This window comes from Parasutterella secunda (genome assembly GCF_023336895.1).
Classification (GTDB): Bacteria; Pseudomonadota; Gammaproteobacteria; order Burkholderiales; family Burkholderiaceae_F; genus Aphodousia; species Aphodousia faecalis.
On sequence record NZ_JAMBLT010000002.1, the window covers coordinates 128,386 to 146,506 of the forward strand.

The window sequence follows — 18,121 nt, forward strand, 5'->3', positions numbered from 1 at the left end:
TCTTGATTTCAAAGCGAAACAGACCTGCTATTTTCAATTCAACTCTCCGCCTTTTTGAATTTTTATCCGATTTTGCACTTCCGTTCTGAAATGCCAAAGGAAATACCCGCACACAAAGAAGGACAATACTTCAGCAATGGGTTGCGCTGATTGAACACCCAGCAAACCGATCTGACCGGGCAATATCAAAATAAGCGGCAGGAAAAAAAGACCTTGTCTGGTGGCTGCCAATAACGTACCAACGGCCGTTCGGCCTATCACCTGAAAAGCCATGTTGCCGATCACATTCACCGGAACAATAATCGCCACCGAACACTGAAGTCGCAAAGCCAAGACCCCCACATTCATCACATCCGGGTCGTTTACCTCAAAAAAGCCAACCACCTCTTGGGCAAAAATGAAACCCAAAAGGCCAAGCGCCACCATCAGCACCGTTCCCATCGCAATGGTGACATCCAACGCCGTTTTCACACGATCAAAAAGCTTTGCTCCCCAGTTGTAACCTAATACGGGCTGAAAGCCCTGCCCTAACCCAATCAAAAAGGCGTTCGTCATCATCATGACCTGACCCACAATACTCATTGCGGCAACACCGGCATCTCCATAGCGGCCGGCCATCAGATTTAAAACGGAAGCGGCCACGGCTCCCAACGAATTTCGAGTAAGAGAAGGCAAACCGTTTTTAAAAATAGAAAAGTAAATAGCCGCCTCTTTAGAAATAAAAGAGCAATGAATCTGAAGCGACCCATTTCCCCTCAGGTAATGCGACAGAAGGATCGTAAACGAAATGATTTGACACAAAGCATTGGCCCAGGCGGCGCCTGCAATCCCCCAATCAAAAACAAAAATGAAAATGGGGGCAACACCGATATTGAGCACTCCCCCGGCACCCAACCCCATCATGCCAACGATAGCCAAGCCTTCAGAGCGCAAGAGGTTATTGAGTGTGTAGGAAGCGGCCATAAAGGGGCAGGCCAACAAAATGATCTGAGCGTAGGTGCTCGCGTAAGGCAAAATGGTGGCGGTCGCCCCCATCCAGGATAAAAGCCGCTCCAATACCGCCCAAGCGGTCAACGCAAAAAGCGAAGAAAAAAGAAGGGAGAGAAAAAGACCGGAAGAGGCAAGCGTATTGGCATGAACGTAAGCCTTAGCGCCCAAAAGGCGAGAAGTTTGCGCCGCACACCCTTGACCGATCATGATACCAATGGCTTGAATAATCGTCTGAAGGGCAAAAATAACCCCCATGGCCCCCACGGCAGACGTTCCTAAATAAGAAACATAGTAAGTGGAAGCCGTCATGTAGAGTGCTGTCACGAGCATTGATAGCATCGTTGGAACACCCAACTTCAAAACCAATGGCGCCACCGCCTCTTCGGTCATTTTCCGATAGGTACGATTAGCATCATTGGTTGTGGGAGCTGGTACTTCTTTGACCACAGTCTTGAAATTTCAAAATATTGACATCTCGGTTCATGCAGTTAAGCACTTATTGTTATCTTAACCTTTTAAGAAAAATCAGAATCGAACCGAAACGGTTTGAAACCAAATCTACAAAAAAAAATCTAATAAAAAATCTAATAAAAAAACACCGAAATCTCATAATCTGATATTAGATTATTAGATTTTTAGCACAAACATGGCAATGTCGTTATTAACACAGTGTTAACATAATCCTAACACTGTTAGCGCTGTTAGGATTAAATTTCCCCTTGATTAACAATAAGATAGAAAGTAATTTGCTAACTTACCGGCAAAAAATGACTCAATCCGACTGTGTCAGAAAACAAATTCGAATTGCTCTAAAAATCACAAACCAACCAGGCTATTTTCCATTAAAAGCGTCCGATCAATCTCGCACTGCGTTAACGTTTCAAAACCCAGCATACCGTCTTCTTTTTCTACGCAAACGAGCATGTTTTCGATACGAATGCCCCACTCACCGGGACGATAAATACCGGGTTCATCGCTAGTGACCATACCGGGTTCAAAAGGCGTCAGTGTTCCTTCCCGCTCTCTGGGTGAAATGCTGGGAGGTGTTTCATGAACATTCAAAGTCAACCCAATACCATGACCGGTTCCGTGACCGAAATCAGCACCGATTGCCTGTATCGGAGCACGAGCTACTCGATCCAATTCAACGCCGTTTGTTCCGGGTTTGAACGTTGCTTCTGAAAGGGTTTTCATCGCTAAAAAGACGGCGGTGTAGTCTCTCTTTAAGCGTTGCAGTTTTTCTTGGGGGTAGTCTTTAGGATCGCCTAAAAACCAAACACGCGTCGTATCCGTTGTCCCGCGATCGTAGTGTGCTCCGGAATCCACCAACAGTATGCAGGGCAGCGCGATCTGCGCTCCTTTGCCCTCTTCGGGTTCATAGTGAGGAAGCGCCGCATTGGCATCGACCGCGGCGATCGTTCCAAAACTCTCACCGATAAAGCCCTCGATGGCCGAGCGCTTTTGATGCAAAATGTCCACGGCATCATTTTCGGTAAGTTTTTCCCCTTTAGCCAATCGTGCTTTAAGTTCATCAATAAAAGCTTGAAGAGCCTCACCGTCAGCCTTCATAACTTCCTTTAGCCCCGCTATCTCTTCCTGGGTCTTTACAGACTTCCATAACGCAACGGGATGTTTAACAGCCACCCATGCGTCATTAATTTGGCTATAGAGCTTGGCATTGAGATCGTTTTCTCGGGCAAGAACCTTGCCGCCTTGACTGAGAAAAGCCTCAATCGTTTTTTCGAGCAACGCATAAGGCGCGATCATCCAACCGGCTTTTTTTAAGTATTGGGCTACTTGGTCATCAAGGATCTCATCATGCAAAAAGAGTGTTGCGCTGTCGGGCAAAACCCAAGCCCAACTTAAAAACACAGGATTAAAGGCGATATCCGCTCCCCGTAAGTTGGTTAACCAGGCGATGTCATCGAGCTTGGTTAAAAGAAGGGCAGAAGGCGAAGCTTGAGTATTTATTGACTCGATATACTTTTGAAGCCGTTTGAGCTTATCGGCGGCAGAAACAGAACTCGCGCGATGTATGTAAAGCGAGGATATTTCGCGCTTAGGTCTGTCCGGCCACTCTTTTGTGATCGCTTCATCGGGAAAATCAATCACTTTGGAGACACTTTCCCGTATTTTTTTATAGCGCTCCAACGGCAATGTCTCAAGGGGCAATGCCAATACCGTGGACTTTTTAGCATTAACTTCAGAAAGCCACTCGGCAACGCTTGGAACATCTTTTTCTCCGTCTCGCATTAAGGCGATACCGGAATTTAAAAGCTGACGCTCGGCCTGCTCCCAATAACGAGAATCCGTCCACAAAAAGGCTTTATCCGCGGTAACGAGAAGCTCGGCATTGGATCCCGTAAAACCGGACAGAAAAGACAAAAACTGATCGGCTTTTTGAATATATTCGGATAGATGCGCATCAGAGAGCGTGCAGTAAAAAGCGTCTGCGCCCATTGCTTTAATCGCAGAGCGCAGAGATAACAATCGACTTTTGATTTCAGACATCAGTAAGCCTTTCGGACGGTGATGGATACTTCAGAGGCAAACATGTCGTTGATTCTCACCTCTTCACCCATGTGGACACTTTCCAGGCGCCAACCCGCATCACGCAGTTCGTTGAGCGTGGCTGAGATCTCAAGATCGGGACAGTTAAAAGGAACAACACTTAATACATCACTGCCCTGCACAGGGTTGACGGCCGTGCAGACTGTGCGATTTCCGAGGGGAGCATCCAAAAGCGGATCCGAAGGACCGTTCGTGCAACCGGTTAACGCCAGTGATAATGCAATGATGGAAAGTGTTTTACGCATAAAAAGACTCAATTCAATAACGTGATTATTGTAAAGAGTTTTTAATCATTAAAACTCAGGCAATATGTAATCAAACGAATCCTTGTCCGTTGACTTCATGGGGCCTCTTTTTTCTTTAACTTTATCGTGGGTTTTGTCAAAAGGTTTAATAGGCGCGCGTCTTGACTTCAAAGCAGGCTTTTTAACTTTTAACGGTTGCGCGGAACGCTCTTTTAACTTTTTCTTTTCATCCATTGATTCAAAAAAAACTTCAAACGTCTCAGGCGTTACCACTTCCAATTTCTTTTTTAAAAGTTTTTCGATGGCGCCTAACCGGTAGCCGTCTTTTTCACTTGCAAACGAATAGGCTAAACCATCGGCTCCCGCTCGTCCCGTGCGGCCAATGCGGTGAATATAGTCATGGGGATCAAGCGGCAGATCATAATTCACCACCACTGGCAGCTCCTTTATATCAAGCCCGCGTGAAGCCAGATCCGTCGCCACCAACACTCTTAATCGCCTGTCTTTAAAGGACTGGAAAATTTTAAGCCTGGCCGCCTGTGTTTTATCGCCGTGCAACGCATCAACCGTAAATCCGTCCTTTTTCAGACTATCGGCTAAAAAAGCAGCTGTTCGCTTTTGACGGGTAAAGACAAGCACTTGTTCAAGCGCATTATCAACAATCAAATCACGAAGAAAGCGCGGTTTTTCAGACTCCGGCACCCGGTAGACAACCTGACGGATACTGGCCACATCCCGATTGGCATTAATTTCCACCAACACCGGTTTTGATAAAAGTTTCTGCGCAAGAAGATGAATCTCGTCAGAAAGCGTTGCGGAAAACAGTAAAGACTGACGGTTTGTGGGACATAATGAGAGAATCTTCTTGATATCGGGTAAAAATCCCATGTCAAGCATTCGGTCAGCTTCATCCAAAACGAGGTAACGGATACCTGACAAATCAACGGACTTTTGTTTGACGTGGTCTAAAAGCCTGCCCGGCGTTGCCACGATGATTTCGGGTCGATCCATGAGTTTTTCTTTTTGACTGAGGATACTGACGCCACCGATTAAAAGCGCGCCAGATAAAGAAAGGCTCGGGGCGAAAATCTCAACATTTTGGAATAGCTGCAAGGCCAGCTCTCGCGTCGGCGCCAAAATTAAGGCGGCAGGATTTTGCAAAGCAGGCTTTTTCCCGATCGAATCCAAAATAGGCAGTAAAAAAGCTCCGGTTTTCCCGCTTCCGGTTTGGGCAATGGCCAGAAGATCTCGGCCTTGAAGTATTGCCGGCAGCGTTTTCTGCTGAATCATCGTCGGCTCGTGCCAACCGTGTATGTGGGCCTTTTTGGCTAAAAGAGCCGACAACCCCAATTCAATAAACTTATTCATGGCGCAATTCCTCGCCTTTCAAGTACCGGCTTCGCAACTGCCCACATCCCCCTTCAACGTCTTGCGCGGCTGAGTGCCTGAATTTCGCAAGAATACGGGACGTTTTCAGATACCGAGCCATCTCTTGGCAACGGGACCACTCGGGTCTTTGAAAAGGACTGTTTTTGACGGCATTGACCGGAATGAAATTCATCAGCGCATATTTTCCCAGCAAAAGCCTCGCGATATTCTCCAGCTCATCGTCCCCATCATTGACGCCTTTCATTAAAGTCCATTGATACTGAATAGGATAGCCCGTTGCACGCGCATAATCTTCTGCCTGATTAACAAGCGCTTCAATCGTAATTTTTCCTGCGCGCGGCAACAACTTTTTGCGTTTATCCTCAAAAGTCGTGTGCAGCGAAATAGCCAAAGCGGGTTTAACCGGAAAATCTTTTAACGCGTCAAACACACGCTGGTCACCAACAGTGGAAAGAACCAAATTTTTGTGTGGAATTTGACTGTACGTTCCCAAGAAGTAAATGGCAGAGAGCACATTTTTTAAATTGTGTGAAGGCTCACCCATTCCCATAAAAACCACTTTGCGCAAATCAGGACGCATCCGTCTGGCAACCATCACCTGAGCGACAATTTCCAAGTCTGAAAGTTGCCGGATAAGGCCTGACTGCCCTGTCATGCAAAACACGCATCCCACAGCGCAGCCTACTTGAGAAGACACGCAAAGCCCTTCTCTGGGTAAAAGAACACTTTCAATCGTCTGCCCATCCTGAAGACGGAAAAGAAGTTTCAGCGATTGCTCTTCTTGGGCCTGATGGCTTTCAACAACCGTGAGAATACTGTCTAACTTGGATCTGATTGCCGGCAATGCTTTACGCAATTCTTTAGGAAACTTCGGATCCTCCCCGGCAGGCCAAGGCACCACACCGAAAAGGGCGCGGTAAAGATGTCCGTAATGAACAGGTTTGGCACCGAGCCCTATAAGCTCTTGATGCAGTGTCTCTAGCGTCATGTGAAAAATGGGCGTTGAATTATTTCAACGCCCATTTTATAGGAATTGCCGCAAGCTTCAGAAATTAGAGCTTGTAGTACATTTCGAATTCAATCGGAGCGGTGGCCAAGCGGAAACGTTCCACTTCCTTCGCTTTGAGCCCGATATAAGCCTCAATCATGTCTTCGGAGAAGACACCGCCACGGGTTAAGAACTCGTGATCGTTAGCGAGCGCGTTCAAAGCTTCATCAAGCGAAGCGCAAACGGTCGGGATCTTGGCATTTTCTTCAGGCGGCAAATCGTAGAGATTCTTATCGGCGGCTTCACCCGGATGAATCTTATTCATAATGCCGTCAAGGCCTGCCATAAGAAGCGCGGCAAAGCACAAGTAGGGATTAGCCATCGGATCCGGGAAACGCACTTCAATACGGCGGGCCTTGTCGCTTGCCGTGTGCGGGATACGGATCGAAGCCGAACGGTTACGGGCGGAATAGGCCAGTTTCACCGGAGCTTCAAAACCCGGAACCAGACGCTTGTAGGAGTTGGTTGACGGGTTAGTAATGGCGTTTAAGGCCTTCGCGTGCTTGATAACGCCGCCGATGTAGTAAAGCGCTATGTCGCTTAAACCCGCATAGCCATTGCCGGCAAAAAGGTTCTTGCCGTCTTTCCAGATAGATTGGTGGACGTGCATGCCGGAACCGGCGCTGCCCACAACGGGCTTGGGCATAAAGGTTGCGGTCTTGCCGTAAGCGGCAGCCACATTCCAAATCGTGTACTTCACGATTTGAGTCCAGTCAGCGCGCTTCACGAGCGTGTTAAAACGAGTACCGATTTCGCACTGACCGGCGCCCACTTCGTGGTGCTGCACTTCAATGGGAACCCCTTGTTGTTCCATCAAAAGGCACATCTCAGAGCGCATGTCTTGGAAAGAGTCAATCGGAGGCACCGGGAAGTAGCCGCCTTGATGCCCCGGACGGTGACCGAGATTACCCTGTTCGTAATCGATCTTTGAGGCCCAGCCGGCTTCATCCGAACCGATCTTAAAGAAGGCATGTTCGGGATCAGTGCCCCAAACGATGGAATCAAAAATATGAAATTCCGGTTCCGGACCGAAGAAAGCCATGTCACCGATACCGGTTGACTTCAAGTAGGCTTCTGCGCGTTTGGCAATCGAGCGCGGGTCGCGGTTATAACCTTTACCCGTAGCCGGATCGGTTGCGTCACACGTCAAAATCAAGGTGCTTTCTTCACGGAAGGGATCCAAGCGGGCGCTATCAGGATCAGCGATCAAAATCATGTCGCTTGCTTCAATACCTTTCCAGCCTGCCATGGAGGAGCCGTCAAAGGGCTGGCCTTCTTCGAACCAGTCTTCATCCACCGCGCGAGCAGGAATACTCACGTGCTGCTCCTTACCTTTCATGTCCGTAAAGCGAAGATCGACGAATTTAACATCATTGTCCTGAATCATTTGCAGGACTTTATCAATGCTGGCCATTTGCGAGGCTCCTTTTGTTTTGAACAGGTGGATTTTAGCGACAAAGATTCGATCGTTCTAGAGTTATCAAGAGAAAATTACTTTCATAATAAGAAAATGCATTTAGTCAAAAATAGTTAGCCCACTCATCTTTGTTCAGCAACCAATTTCATCTCTCTTTTTTCAAGCGTTTCATAAATATTAGCTTTAACAAATTACATAGTAGGATTTGCACAAATTACATAGTAGACTCTTAACAAATCTATCAGCAGATGGTCTATCTATTTGAAATATATGAGTTTTTAAAATGCCTTTATTGTGATACAAATCGATACGCTAATGTGCATAATTTTTGTTGAGAGCTACTTCATTTTAGAAGAGCTCGAAATATAAATTACCGTGCTATTAATTTATTCAATCGCTTCCCTAAAAACTGAATGACTTTTTGAATAAACGCCTTATAGACAGCCAAATCATTAACAATCAATAAATTGCGAGAGAGAATATAAAAGCCCATTAGCCTTCTTTTTGAAAACGCCTCCCTGGCCAAATCTCTCACACTTCTTCTAGCAAATCCATTCTTAAAGCATCCATAAAGTCCCCTGAGCTGCAACTGCCTTTTTAAGTCCTGCACAGCTCTTACAATGTCCTTTGTACGTTTATATCGTTGAGAAGAAATCGAAGTATTTGTTTTGGTGCGGTAGTAAACCAAAGGCTCCCGAATAACCGATATCTTTTCCGCGCAAGCCAGTGACGTATAGGCGAAACTCCAATCATTGCATGACGGGATCTCTTGAAATAACAGTTGATTTCGCTTTAAAAAAGAAACCCTATAAAGCTTTGTCCATGGATTGGGCGCAAAGATATCAAAAACAAGATTTGTCCTTTCAATTTTCTGATTCCCTGTCTCAGGAATCGCTGACTTTTCCATTTCTCCGGTTTGTTGGTTATAGATAAAAAATTCACAAATAGCGATGTCAGATTGATCCACTTCAATACGATCAATCATCGTTTTGAAAAAGTCATCACTGAACCAATCATCACAATCTAAAAAAATTATGTACTGCCCTTTTGCCTGCGATAAACCAAAATTTCGAGCGCTCCCCGCCCCCTTGTGATTTTGCTCAATTAAGTGAATCCGTGAATCTTTCTTTTGATAGCTCTTAATAATTTCAATAGATGAATCAGTTGATCCATCATCGACCATGATCAATTCAAAATGCGGAAATGACTGCTGTAAAACCGATATTAGAAATGGCTCTAAATACTTTGCCCCGTTATATACCGGTGAGATCACCGATAAAATGACGGACTGAGAATGATCGTTATCCATGATAGTTTAACTGCCAAACATTTAAAAATTAATCATTGACGCAAAGATCTCGAGTCAGCACCTTGGATATTACATCCTTTAATTCAGGGGCAAAACGATTGGCAACAATAAGATCACTCTCCGCTTTAAATTTCTCAAGGCTATTTTCAAAGTCTAAAAAATCTAAGGCAGTATTTTCATAATAGTTAGGATCGTACACGATAACTTTTATACCGGCCGATTGAAGTTCATCAATAATGTCAAAAATCGCTGACGAACGACAATTATCAGACCCACGCTTCATGGCTAATTTGAACACGCCAACAGTTTTCGGGGAGAACTTCAGAATCTCCGTGACAACGAAATGCTTTCTGGTCTTATTGGACTGAACAATGGCAGAAATCAACTCTTGCGGAATATTCTCGTAATTAGCGAGCAGTTGCTTGGTGTCTTTTGGTAAACAATAACCTCCATAACCAAAGGACGGATTACAGTAATAACTGCCAATGCGGGGATCAAGTCCAACCCCTTCGATAATCTTTTGACTATCTAACCTATTTTCCCATGCGTAACTATCCAATTCATTAAAAAAGGCTACTCGCATCGCTAAATAAGTATTGGCAAATAATTTGATAGCTTCGGCTTCTGTCGGTTTAGTATACAAAACTGGAATTTCCTTTTTATTAGCGCCTTGCAGCATTAATTGAGCAAAGGCCCGACCTTTTTCAGACAAATCCCCAATGACGAGTCTTGAGGGGTACAAGCTGTCATATAGTGCACTGCCTTCTCTTAGAAATTCCGGTACAAAAACAATGTTTTTATAACCTTGGGCAATTAACTTTTCTGTAAAGCCTAAGGGAATGGTGGATTTGATAATAATGGTCGCTTGAGGAGCGATAACTGAAACTTTTTTGACAACATCCTCTACTGACGATGTATCAAAACTATTCGTTTGATCGTTGTAATCCGTGGGCGTTGCAACCAAAACAAAGTCTGCCTCTATACAAGCTGAAGGGAGATTTAAAGTCGCAGAAAGATTGAGCTCATGGTGCTCGAGATAGTCCGCTATCAGTGGTTCAGCAATAGGGCTCTTTTTTAAATTGATCTTGTTGACCTTTTCTTCAATAACATCAACCAGCACCACTTCATTGTGTTGAGCTAAAACGATTGCGTTACTTAAGCCTACGTATCCAATACCAATAACCGCGATTTTCATGTGCAACCTTTTTGGCTAGGAATGCGATTGCTGCATTAAATTTAGAGACTTCCGAGTATTTAGCAAAATAGAAACCTCCAACCGTCAAAAAATTAATTCATTTGTAGTATTTTCAAAAAAACTCAATCAAATTTTAGAGTTATCAATGCTTACTTTAAAAAACGCAATCGTTTAACAGTCGCCTAAATCGCTTCCTCCACCATCTGCCTGCGATTGCGGATTCTGCGCAGCAGACGGACGTAAAGAATAATAAGGCCAGCCATGGTGATCACCCAACTTAAGGGATAAACCATCATGAGGGTTTCATAGGTCGGAGTCAATGGAAAAACGGTGTACACCCAAATCAAGCGCACAGAACAAACCACCACCAAAGTGACCATGGCGGGCGGCATTGAATAACCGTAACCGCGCATGCTACCTGAAAGTGTATCCATCACAACACTCAACGGTTGCGGCACCAGCACCCATAAGATACGAATCATGCCGAGAGCAAGAACTTCTTCATTACTCGAGAATATCCCCAGCAAATCCCGACAAAAGAGTAAAACCCCTGCCGTCAACAAAACAGTCGCGCACATGTTCAGTCCCATCGTCACCCACATGACGCGTGAACAGCGCTCTAAATTTCTTGCGCCATAGTTTTGGCTCACAAAGGTTGTCGCCGACAGGGCAAAAGCATTGATAAAGCAATAAACGCTATTTTCTATCGTAAAAGCTGCCACAGAACCTGCCATAGCCTCAGGTCCCAAACTGTTTATTGCCGATTGAATGACTAAATTAGAAAGAGCGTACACGGCTCCCTGAACACCAGCGGGCAGTCCAATTCGCACAATACTTTTTAGTGATGCGCCGTCCACCTTCAATAACTGTGACACGTCGAGCTTCAGCGGACCATCCAAATGGGTGAGCTTCACAAACAAAATCACAGCAGACAGTAAATTGGCTAATGCCGTTGCCAAGGCCACCCCCGCGACGCCCCAATCGAGAACAAGAACAGCAAATAAGTTTCCGCCGATATTAAAAAGGCTTGCAATGAGTAATGCCCAAAGTGGTGTCTGAGTATCCCCTTGACTACGAAAGACCGCTGCCAAAAAGTTATAGACGGCGATAAATGGCATGCCTAATAAATAGACACGCAAATAAATGAGCGCATAGTCCCGCACTTCCTCGGGCACATCAAGCCAGTCCATGGCAGAGTTCGCAAAGGCTTGACCGATCAATAACGCAAAAGTGCCAAAAACAATCGCAGTAATGAAAGAAGTTCTTACCGCGTCACTGGCTTTTTGGTCATTTTTCATCCCTAAAGCGCGGGCGACAACCACGTTAACGCCGATGGACAACCCCATGCAAAAGCTGATGATGAGGCCAAAAACCGGCACGTTATTGCCAACCGCCGCCACCGCGAGATCGGAGACAAAACGCCCCAAAACGGCCACGTCTGCTGCGTTATAGAGTTGCTGCAGCAAACCGGTAAAAGCCAAAGGCAAGGCAAAGACAATCAGCTTGTCCCATAAACTGCCTTCAAGCATGTTGATTTTTCTAGTGGCGCTCATAAAGTACAAACTGTGCCAGTTAAACGTGTCAGGAAATAGGTATTGAGGCCCTTAGAAAGAGCCTACAATACACCGATTAACATAAAGGATTTTACGCCCAAAGCGGTTAACAACCAGTTTCCTTACGGGTATAGTCAAAACATTTTTGTATCGATTATCGTCAACTCACGAACTAGTTTCCATTACTTCCATTTTGAAAATGTGTATCAATGTGTATAATTAAGCTTGTTGATAATAAACGGAGCGAATAATGAATAGTTCCTCAATTATCAACAAGCTTGAGGCTAATGGCTGGAAATTTGTCAGAGCAAAGGGTGATCATTGGTACTATCGTAAGGAAGGATTTCAGAGACCGACTTGTGTCCCTCATCCTAAAAAAGACCTTCCGATTGGAACTGTGAAAGCCATTGAAAGACAAACAGGTATTAAATTCAAGTAATGTTGAGTTGGGCTGGAGGTGTTAACCTCCGCCCAACATTGGAGGTCATTGATGAAATACCCGATTGCTATTGAACCTGGTGACAAGTCTCACGCCTACGGAGTTGTTGTGCCTGATTTACCCGGATGTTTTTCTGCAGGCGATACTATAGAACTAGCATATGAAAATGCAAAAGAAGCCATTGCAGGTTGGGTTGAAATGGAACTCGACGAAGGCCATCCTATCCCGTTACCATCAAAAATTGAAGACATAGCAAAACAGGCGGAATTTAAAGGTTGGATTTTTGGTATTGTTGATGTCCCTGAAGAACTCTTATCTGATAAAGCTCAACGGGTAAATATCACTTTATCGACCAGAGTCTTGAGACGACTTGACTTTTTGGCGAAAAGTTCCGGCGATACACGATCAGGCTACATCGCCAAAATGGTGATGAACCATTCAACAATTTAGTATTGATAAATAATCTTTTTGCAACGGCCTCCTATCAAATACCTGACAGGAGGCCGTCACTTAACTATTGACTTGTGACTAAACGTCATCAATCCTAAAAATATCAAAATTTTCCTATTATTAATATAAATATTTTCTAATTATTAATATATAATTTTTCTCAATTCCAGTATTAATATTTTCTAAATTTAAATCATTATGAAATCTATTCCACGCTGGTCCTCCACATTATTGCTCAAAGGTCTGTCTTTTCAACGTACCGCACTTGTTGTTGGTGCCAGGCAATGTGGTAAAACAACTCTCGTTCGCGACCTCTGCCCTATTGAGGCTGAGTACACAACACTGGATGACGAAGCAACGCTTTCTGCAGCTAAAGCCGATCCTCATTTTTTCCTTCGGCAAGCACAAGAAAATTGTTTAATCATTGACGAAATTCAGAAAGCTCCGACCTTAATAGCCGAGGTAAAACGCCGAGTCGATGGCAATAATCAACCGGGACAATTTATTTTGACAGGTTCGGCCGATTACAGAAAATTACCTTCCGGTGATCACGCTGACTCTTTAACCGGAAGGATTTTCGTTTTGCGCCTTCGCACTATGACTCAAGGGGAAATATTGGGTAAAAAGCCCCATTTCTTAGAAAAGGCCTTTAATGAAGAATTTCCCATAAGCCAAGATATTGAACCACGCAGCCGAGAACGTGTCTACGATCTCGCAATCCGTGGAGGATACCCCCAAACGATTCTGCTCGATTGTGAACAACGTGCTTTGTACTTCCAAAGTTATATCCAATCACAACTACTCTATGACTTAACCCGTCAATGGGATCTGAGACGCTACAAAGATTTAGCCAGCCTCTTACAAATCTTTGCTGTCTATTCGAGCAAGCCTCTGAACATTCAAGAAATCTGCAGAAAAATATCCGGAAATGCATTAACGGTTTCCTCGTATCTGAATGCACTTGAAGCTATGTATCTTATTGATGAACTGCCTGCTTGGGAATCTAAAGACTACAAAATTGGCAGTAAAACGCCTAAAATTTTCCTAACCGACAGCGCGCTGATGGCTCATTTGCTCAACATCCACACAACGGATGACTTATTATGCAGCCAAGAAAAAATGGCCAATGAAGGGGGAAAACTGGTTGAAACATGGGCCTACACCCAATTGATCCCTGAAGTTGAACTTCATCCATTGTGGAGAATGCATCACTTCCGAAATAAGAATAATCAGGAAATCGACTTTTTGATTACCGATGAGAAAAACCGAAAATTAGGGATTGAAATCAAAGCCGCCGAATCCATCAACACAGACGACTTTAAACATCTTAAGTGGTTTTCCAAACGGGTTGATGACTTTAGAGGAATCGTTCTTTATGCAGGGAAAGACATTTTGAGTTTTGGCTCTCAACTTTACGCAGTGCCATTTTCAGCTCTCTGGGCATAGCTTCATTTCGGCTCAAATCACATAATTAATCAAATTAATGTGATATCTATCACACTTTTCTATATTTTTTTTGTGATCAAAGGGAGCTATCCGATAACGTATAAAAGTTAAATTAATCGACTCCCATCCTCTTTAAGGGACTGATAGCCAATCGCCCTATAAACTTTTTCACGCTTTAAAAACATTTTTTCCAACCTTGGATCCTCTCTATCACGATAATCCACCACGCGAGCCTCTGTTTTTTGATCACATAAACGGTGCAAACGCCCCACATATTGGATCAGAACGGAACGGTCAGAAACGGGCATTGTTAAAAAGAGCGTATCCAATTTCGCTTCGTCGAACCCTTCTCCGATTAATTTCCCCGTTGCCAATAAAACCGCTCCGCCAAGATCTTTGGAAAAGGCTTTGAACTTTGCCATTTCCCTTACTCGTTCCTTGGCTTTCATCGATCCGTGCAAAACGGCTAATTGCTTTATTTTTGAAAGGCCCTGTTGAAGTATTTCCAAATGCTCACGACGCTCGGTAATGACCACGCAAAAGCGTCCCTCACGATAAGCTTCCAAGACATCATTAATAATGAACGCGTTTCGGTTTTGATCCAGGATTAACTCTATAAAAACGTCTTGAATTCTTGTCTTTCTTTGCTCACTCGAAACCAAAGCGGATTTAAAAGTTGTTGACCGAACACAAAGCCTATGCATAATCGGTTGGCTTTGATTCTCTTTTTTGTTATTTACCCGATAACGCACCGCTCCACATTGCATATAGACAATCGGTTGATGCCCGTCTCGGCGTCGGGGCGTTGCGGACAACCCCAAAACAAATCGAGCTGAATATCGTTTTAAGACGGATTCAAACTGTCTGGCTGCGGCGTGATGACACTCATCGACAATGATCATCCCGTAGCGACCCACCTCTTTTTGCCAGTCTTTTTGATTGGCTAGTGTTTGAACCATGGCAATATCGACAATACCGGTCGGTTTTATTCTGCCAGCAGAAATGGTGCCGATTAAGTCACGAGGTAAATCCAAAAATATTTCAGCGCTCACACGCCACTGATTAGCCAGCTCTTTGCGATTGGTGATAATCAAAGTCGACACTCCTCTTTGGGCCAAAGCATAAAGACCAATTACGGTCTTACCGAAACCCGTGGAGGCGCATAACACGCCCATCTCATTTTTTAACAGTTGATTGGCAACCAACCTTTGCTTTGGTCTTAATGTTCCTTGAAAACTCACGTTTAAACGGGTACCGAGACTGCGTTTATCAAGAAGTTCATAGGCGATGCAATGATCATCTAAGAGACTAATGATTTTCTCTGAGAGCCCTCTGGGAATAAAAAGGTAGTTCCCCTTTTCTTCATAGCACGTGATAAACCGTGGGATATTGCGTGTTGAAAAACGCTTAGCCTGACGCTCAAAAAAGACCGGGTTGGGAAATGAGGCTAATTGGGTTAGTACGGACTTAAACTTTGGAGAGAGTTCTCGCTTATCAAAATAAAGGCCATTGGCTAAAACAATCTTCAAAACTTGCTTTTGAGACTCGGCAAAGCGCTTGAACTGATCATTGGGGGTTTCTGGCTCCCACGGCTTTATTTCAAAGGGCAGACTTCCATCTAAATCATCAATGGGCGATGTTGGGGTGATCGAATGGCTTTCGGTCTGCGCCAATTCGTCAATCACTCGATGAATGTCTGAGGCTGGAAGTTTCTGAATCGAAGCCAAATACTGCCACTGATCATCAATGGGGCAAAACTGACGGTCCACAAAAACACTATTGCCTTGATAACGAGGTTGCCTTTGCAGGGGCAACGCAATTAAATTCCCGAAGCCTCCCTCAGGCAACGTATCCTGATTTGGAATCAAGCGATCAAACGAAGCCAATATGATGCCTGAATTTTCCGCCATCGTGGTTTCAAGCAATAACGTGGCCATTTTTCTAGCTACAGAGGCTTTCACAAAATCTTTAAAAAAGAACCAAACATGGGCACCATTACCCGATCGGCTTCGTTCCAAATAGGCCGGAACATGATAACGATCACAAACCGACAAAAAACTTAGTGACTCTGTTTGGTAATTATCTGAGTCAAAATCCACCACGAGGAGCTTACAGGTGTCATCAACCATTAAAGGATATAGTCCGGCGATAAAGTGTCTGCCCTTTTCGTCTTGACCTTGCAGATGCATTTTGATGGCTTTCAGATCCAATTTAGCGAAGACTCGATTGGGGCAATCTAAACAGCGAATTCTTCCCCTCTGACACAAATCGCTGTTATCTGCGTTGGCGCAAGCCGGCGTATAGCTAATTCTGTTGTATTTTTTTTGGTTGAAAACCCCTTGCGTAAACATCACGTCTGCCGACAAAAAGATCATTAAAAAGTTGAAGCTTTTCTAGGGTAGAAAAGGAACTTGGCACCTCACTTTGAGACTCAGCGACCTTCAATTCATAGAGTTGCTGTAATAGAAGCTTCTTTCTCTGTTCAATCGATCGAAGCTCAGCAACAATTGCACGAATCTTTTCGGTTAACGACATATTGCACCGTCATCAGGCGTAGTAACCTGATGGTACCGCTTTTTGATCGTGACGAGAACTCTAAAAAATTCTGAACTCTGTCCTTAATGGGCAACTTGGTTACCTAACGCCATACCAATCAAACGATCCGTATGATCAGCCATAAACAAGGGAATATTTAAGACATCACCGTCAAGCTTTAAGTTATCCAGTGAAAATCGAATCCTTAGTTTGACTTGATCGGCAAAGAGCTCTTTATATTTCTTCAAGCTCCTACTCTTTGTATTGGTTTCAGCCTTCACTTCGACCGGGAAAATGTCGTTTTCTCGTTGAATCAAGAAATCCACCTCGTAAGGAGGATTCGTCTGACTCCAATAGCGAGGCTCTACTTCAAATTGAGTCACAAGTGTCTGCAAAACATAATTCTCGGTGAGAGCGCCCTTAAATTCCGTAAAAAGTCGATTGCCTTCACCAAAAGCGCTGGGAGCCAACTGAGACAAACGCCTCAGTAAACCAACATCTACAAGATAAATTTTGAAAGCGGAAAGATCATCGTAAGCTGACAAGGGCAAACCAGGCGCTGTGCAACGATAAACTTTATGAACCAATCTGGCATCGACTAACCACTGAAGGGCGTCCTCATATTCGCGCGCCCGTGCACCTTCCTTCACAGCCTTATAAAGGAACTTTTTATTTTCTCTTGCAAGCTGAGAGGAAATCGATTTCCAAATCATCGATATCTTGGGAAGTTCACTCGCATTGGGATGTTTTCCAAAATCTCTCTCATACGCTTCAATAATCGCTGAGAGCGCTTCTTGCATAGCATTGACGTCCCGAGCTTCGGTCCACATTAAAACCGACTCCGGCATGCCACCCGTGACGTAATACATCTTGAGTTTCTCACCTAGGGGATTAAAAAAGGCTTCTGGAATCGGCTCAATGCTTTCAACACTTTCCAAATAATGAACGAGATTCTCGTCACCATTGGCGAGTAAAAATTCTGTGAAGCTCATCGGGTCAATTTGCATAAAGTTGACCTTTCCCACTGGAAAAGATGATGGTTTTGCCAAGGCGATTCCTAAGAGAGAACCCGCGCAAGCGATGTGATAGTGCGGTGCGTTCTCACAAAAATACTTCAAAGAATTAATAACTTCAGGGCAATCCTGTACTTCATCGAAAATAATTAAAGTTTTATCAGGTTCAATTTTCTGACTGCTTACAAGCATCAGATTTTGCAAAATCCGATTTACGTCCTTGGTGAGTTGAAAAAACTGCTTAAATTCAGGATTTTCATCAAAATTGAAATAAGCGACACTATCGTAATAAAGACGTCCGAATTCTTTCAGAATCCAAGTCTTTCCAACTTGGCGAACGCCTTTTAGGATCAACGGCTTGCGATATGGAGACTTTTTCCAAACGAGTAATTTATCCAAAATGAGTCGTTTCATGGATTTATTCCTTTTTAACATGCATAACTAGAAGCAATGATCTGTAATATTAATTGAAATCACACAATCATTCATAATTTCGTGAAATAAATCACACTTTTATTTAT

14 protein-coding genes are annotated in these 18,121 nt (G+C 44.1%); 3 read left to right on the plus strand and 11 right to left on the minus strand.

Translation table 11 applies throughout. The features are described 5' to 3' along the window. Window positions 1–33: 33 nt before the first annotated feature. From M3080_RS03295 to M3080_RS03335, 9 genes are all read right to left on the minus strand, one after another. The gene (locus M3080_RS03295) at window positions 34–1,437 is read right to left on the minus strand and encodes an MATE family efflux transporter (protein WP_249091879.1); all 1,404 of its coding nucleotides are present in this window, start codon (window positions 1,435–1,437) and stop codon (window positions 34–36) included. Between the two features lie 369 nt (window positions 1,438–1,806). Further along, entirely contained in the window at window positions 1,807–3,501 is a 1,695-nt protein-coding gene (locus M3080_RS03300; RefSeq protein ID WP_249091880.1) for a M24 family metallopeptidase, read from the minus strand. Then, window positions 3,501–3,806: a hypothetical protein gene (locus tag M3080_RS03305; protein ID WP_249091881.1), complete on the minus strand. Its 306-nt coding sequence runs from the start codon at window positions 3,804–3,806 to the stop codon at window positions 3,501–3,503. Before M3080_RS03305 ends, M3080_RS03300 begins: the two co-directional genes overlap by 1 nt. Before the next feature lie 48 nt (window positions 3,807–3,854). Beyond that, complete coding sequence (locus M3080_RS03310; protein ID WP_249091882.1) at window positions 3,855–5,174, minus strand: DEAD/DEAH box helicase; 1,320 nt, start codon at window positions 5,172–5,174, stop codon at window positions 3,855–3,857. Next, complete coding sequence (locus M3080_RS03315) at window positions 5,167–6,183, minus strand: RNA methyltransferase (RefSeq protein ID WP_249091883.1); 1,017 nt, start codon at window positions 6,181–6,183, stop codon at window positions 5,167–5,169. Before M3080_RS03315 ends, M3080_RS03310 begins: the two co-directional genes overlap by 8 nt. Before the next feature lie 64 nt (window positions 6,184–6,247). After that, window positions 6,248–7,657, minus strand: coding sequence for a type I glutamate--ammonia ligase (gene glnA, locus M3080_RS03320; RefSeq protein ID WP_249091884.1), 1,410 nt, complete (start codon window positions 7,655–7,657; stop codon window positions 6,248–6,250). A 373-nt stretch (window positions 7,658–8,030) separates the two neighbouring features. Continuing rightward, on the minus strand, window positions 8,031–8,969 hold the full coding sequence (locus M3080_RS03325) for a glycosyltransferase family 2 protein (RefSeq protein WP_249091885.1): 939 nt from the start codon (window positions 8,967–8,969) through the stop codon (window positions 8,031–8,033). 28 nt (window positions 8,970–8,997) lie between these two features. After that, complete coding sequence (locus tag M3080_RS03330) at window positions 8,998–10,164, minus strand: nucleotide sugar dehydrogenase (protein ID WP_249091886.1); 1,167 nt, start codon at window positions 10,162–10,164, stop codon at window positions 8,998–9,000. A gap of 182 nt (window positions 10,165–10,346) precedes the next feature. Next, the gene (locus M3080_RS03335) at window positions 10,347–11,693 is read right to left on the minus strand and encodes an MATE family efflux transporter (RefSeq protein ID WP_249091887.1); all 1,347 of its coding nucleotides are present in this window, start codon (window positions 11,691–11,693) and stop codon (window positions 10,347–10,349) included. Window positions 11,694–11,967: 274 nt separating this feature from the next. Between M3080_RS03335 and M3080_RS03340 the strand changes: the two genes are divergently transcribed. From M3080_RS03340 to M3080_RS03350, 3 genes are all read left to right on the plus strand, one after another. Next, window positions 11,968–12,156 (plus strand): type II toxin-antitoxin system HicA family toxin, encoded by a 189-nt coding sequence (locus tag M3080_RS03340; protein WP_249091888.1) that lies wholly within the window; start codon window positions 11,968–11,970, stop codon window positions 12,154–12,156. Between the two features lie 51 nt (window positions 12,157–12,207). Continuing rightward, window positions 12,208–12,606 (plus strand): type II toxin-antitoxin system HicB family antitoxin, encoded by a 399-nt coding sequence (locus tag M3080_RS03345; protein WP_249091889.1) that lies wholly within the window; start codon window positions 12,208–12,210, stop codon window positions 12,604–12,606. Window positions 12,607–12,804: 198 nt separating this feature from the next. Further along, on the plus strand, window positions 12,805–14,052 hold the full coding sequence (locus M3080_RS03350; RefSeq protein ID WP_249091890.1) for an ATP-binding protein: 1,248 nt from the start codon (window positions 12,805–12,807) through the stop codon (window positions 14,050–14,052). Between the two features lie 107 nt (window positions 14,053–14,159). Here the strand turns inward: M3080_RS03350 and M3080_RS03355 are convergent, their stop codons facing one another. Both M3080_RS03355 and M3080_RS03360 read right to left on the minus strand, forming a co-directional pair. Continuing rightward, window positions 14,160–16,403 carry a DEAD/DEAH box helicase gene (locus tag M3080_RS03355; RefSeq protein ID WP_249091891.1) on the minus strand — a complete coding sequence of 748 codons (2,244 nt, stop codon included), beginning with the start codon at window positions 16,401–16,403 and terminating at the stop codon, window positions 14,160–14,162. 267 nt (window positions 16,404–16,670) lie between these two features. Then, window positions 16,671–18,014, minus strand: a complete 1,344-nt coding sequence (locus M3080_RS03360; protein WP_249091892.1) for an ATP-binding protein — start codon at window positions 18,012–18,014, stop codon at window positions 16,671–16,673. Window positions 18,015–18,121: the final 107 nt, after the last annotated feature.

Bases quoted from the DNA above. Each gene is read 5' to 3' on its own strand.
- M3080_RS03300 (WP_249091880.1), bottom strand. From the start codon at position 3,501: ATGTCTGAAATCAAAAGTCGATTGTTATCTCTGCGCTCTGCGATTAAA.
- M3080_RS03305 (WP_249091881.1), bottom strand. From the start codon at position 3,806: ATGCGTAAAACACTTTCCATCATTGCATTATCACTGGCGTTAACCGGT.
- M3080_RS03310 (WP_249091882.1), bottom strand. From the start codon at position 5,174: ATGAATAAGTTTATTGAATTGGGGTTGTCGGCTCTTTTAGCCAAAAAG.
- M3080_RS03315 (WP_249091883.1), bottom strand. From the start codon at position 6,183: ATGACGCTAGAGACACTGCATCAAGAGCTTATAGGGCTCGGTGCCAAA.
- glnA (WP_249091884.1), bottom strand. From the start codon at position 7,657: ATGGCCAGCATTGATAAAGTCCTGCAAATGATTCAGGACAATGATGTT.
- M3080_RS03325 (WP_249091885.1), bottom strand. From the start codon at position 8,969: ATGGATAACGATCATTCTCAGTCCGTCATTTTATCGGTGATCTCACCG.
- M3080_RS03330 (WP_249091886.1), bottom strand. From the start codon at position 10,164: ATGAAAATCGCGGTTATTGGTATTGGATACGTAGGCTTAAGTAACGCA.
- M3080_RS03335 (WP_249091887.1), bottom strand. From the start codon at position 11,693: ATGCTTGAAGGCAGTTTATGGGACAAGCTGATTGTCTTTGCCTTGCCT.
- M3080_RS03340 (WP_249091888.1), top strand. From the start codon at position 11,968: ATGAATAGTTCCTCAATTATCAACAAGCTTGAGGCTAATGGCTGGAAA.
- M3080_RS03345 (WP_249091889.1), top strand. From the start codon at position 12,208: ATGAAATACCCGATTGCTATTGAACCTGGTGACAAGTCTCACGCCTAC.
- M3080_RS03350 (WP_249091890.1), top strand. From the start codon at position 12,805: ATGAAATCTATTCCACGCTGGTCCTCCACATTATTGCTCAAAGGTCTG.
- M3080_RS03355 (WP_249091891.1), bottom strand. From the start codon at position 16,403: ATGTTTACGCAAGGGGTTTTCAACCAAAAAAAATACAACAGAATTAGC.
- M3080_RS03360 (WP_249091892.1), bottom strand. From the start codon at position 18,014: ATGAAACGACTCATTTTGGATAAATTACTCGTTTGGAAAAAGTCTCCA.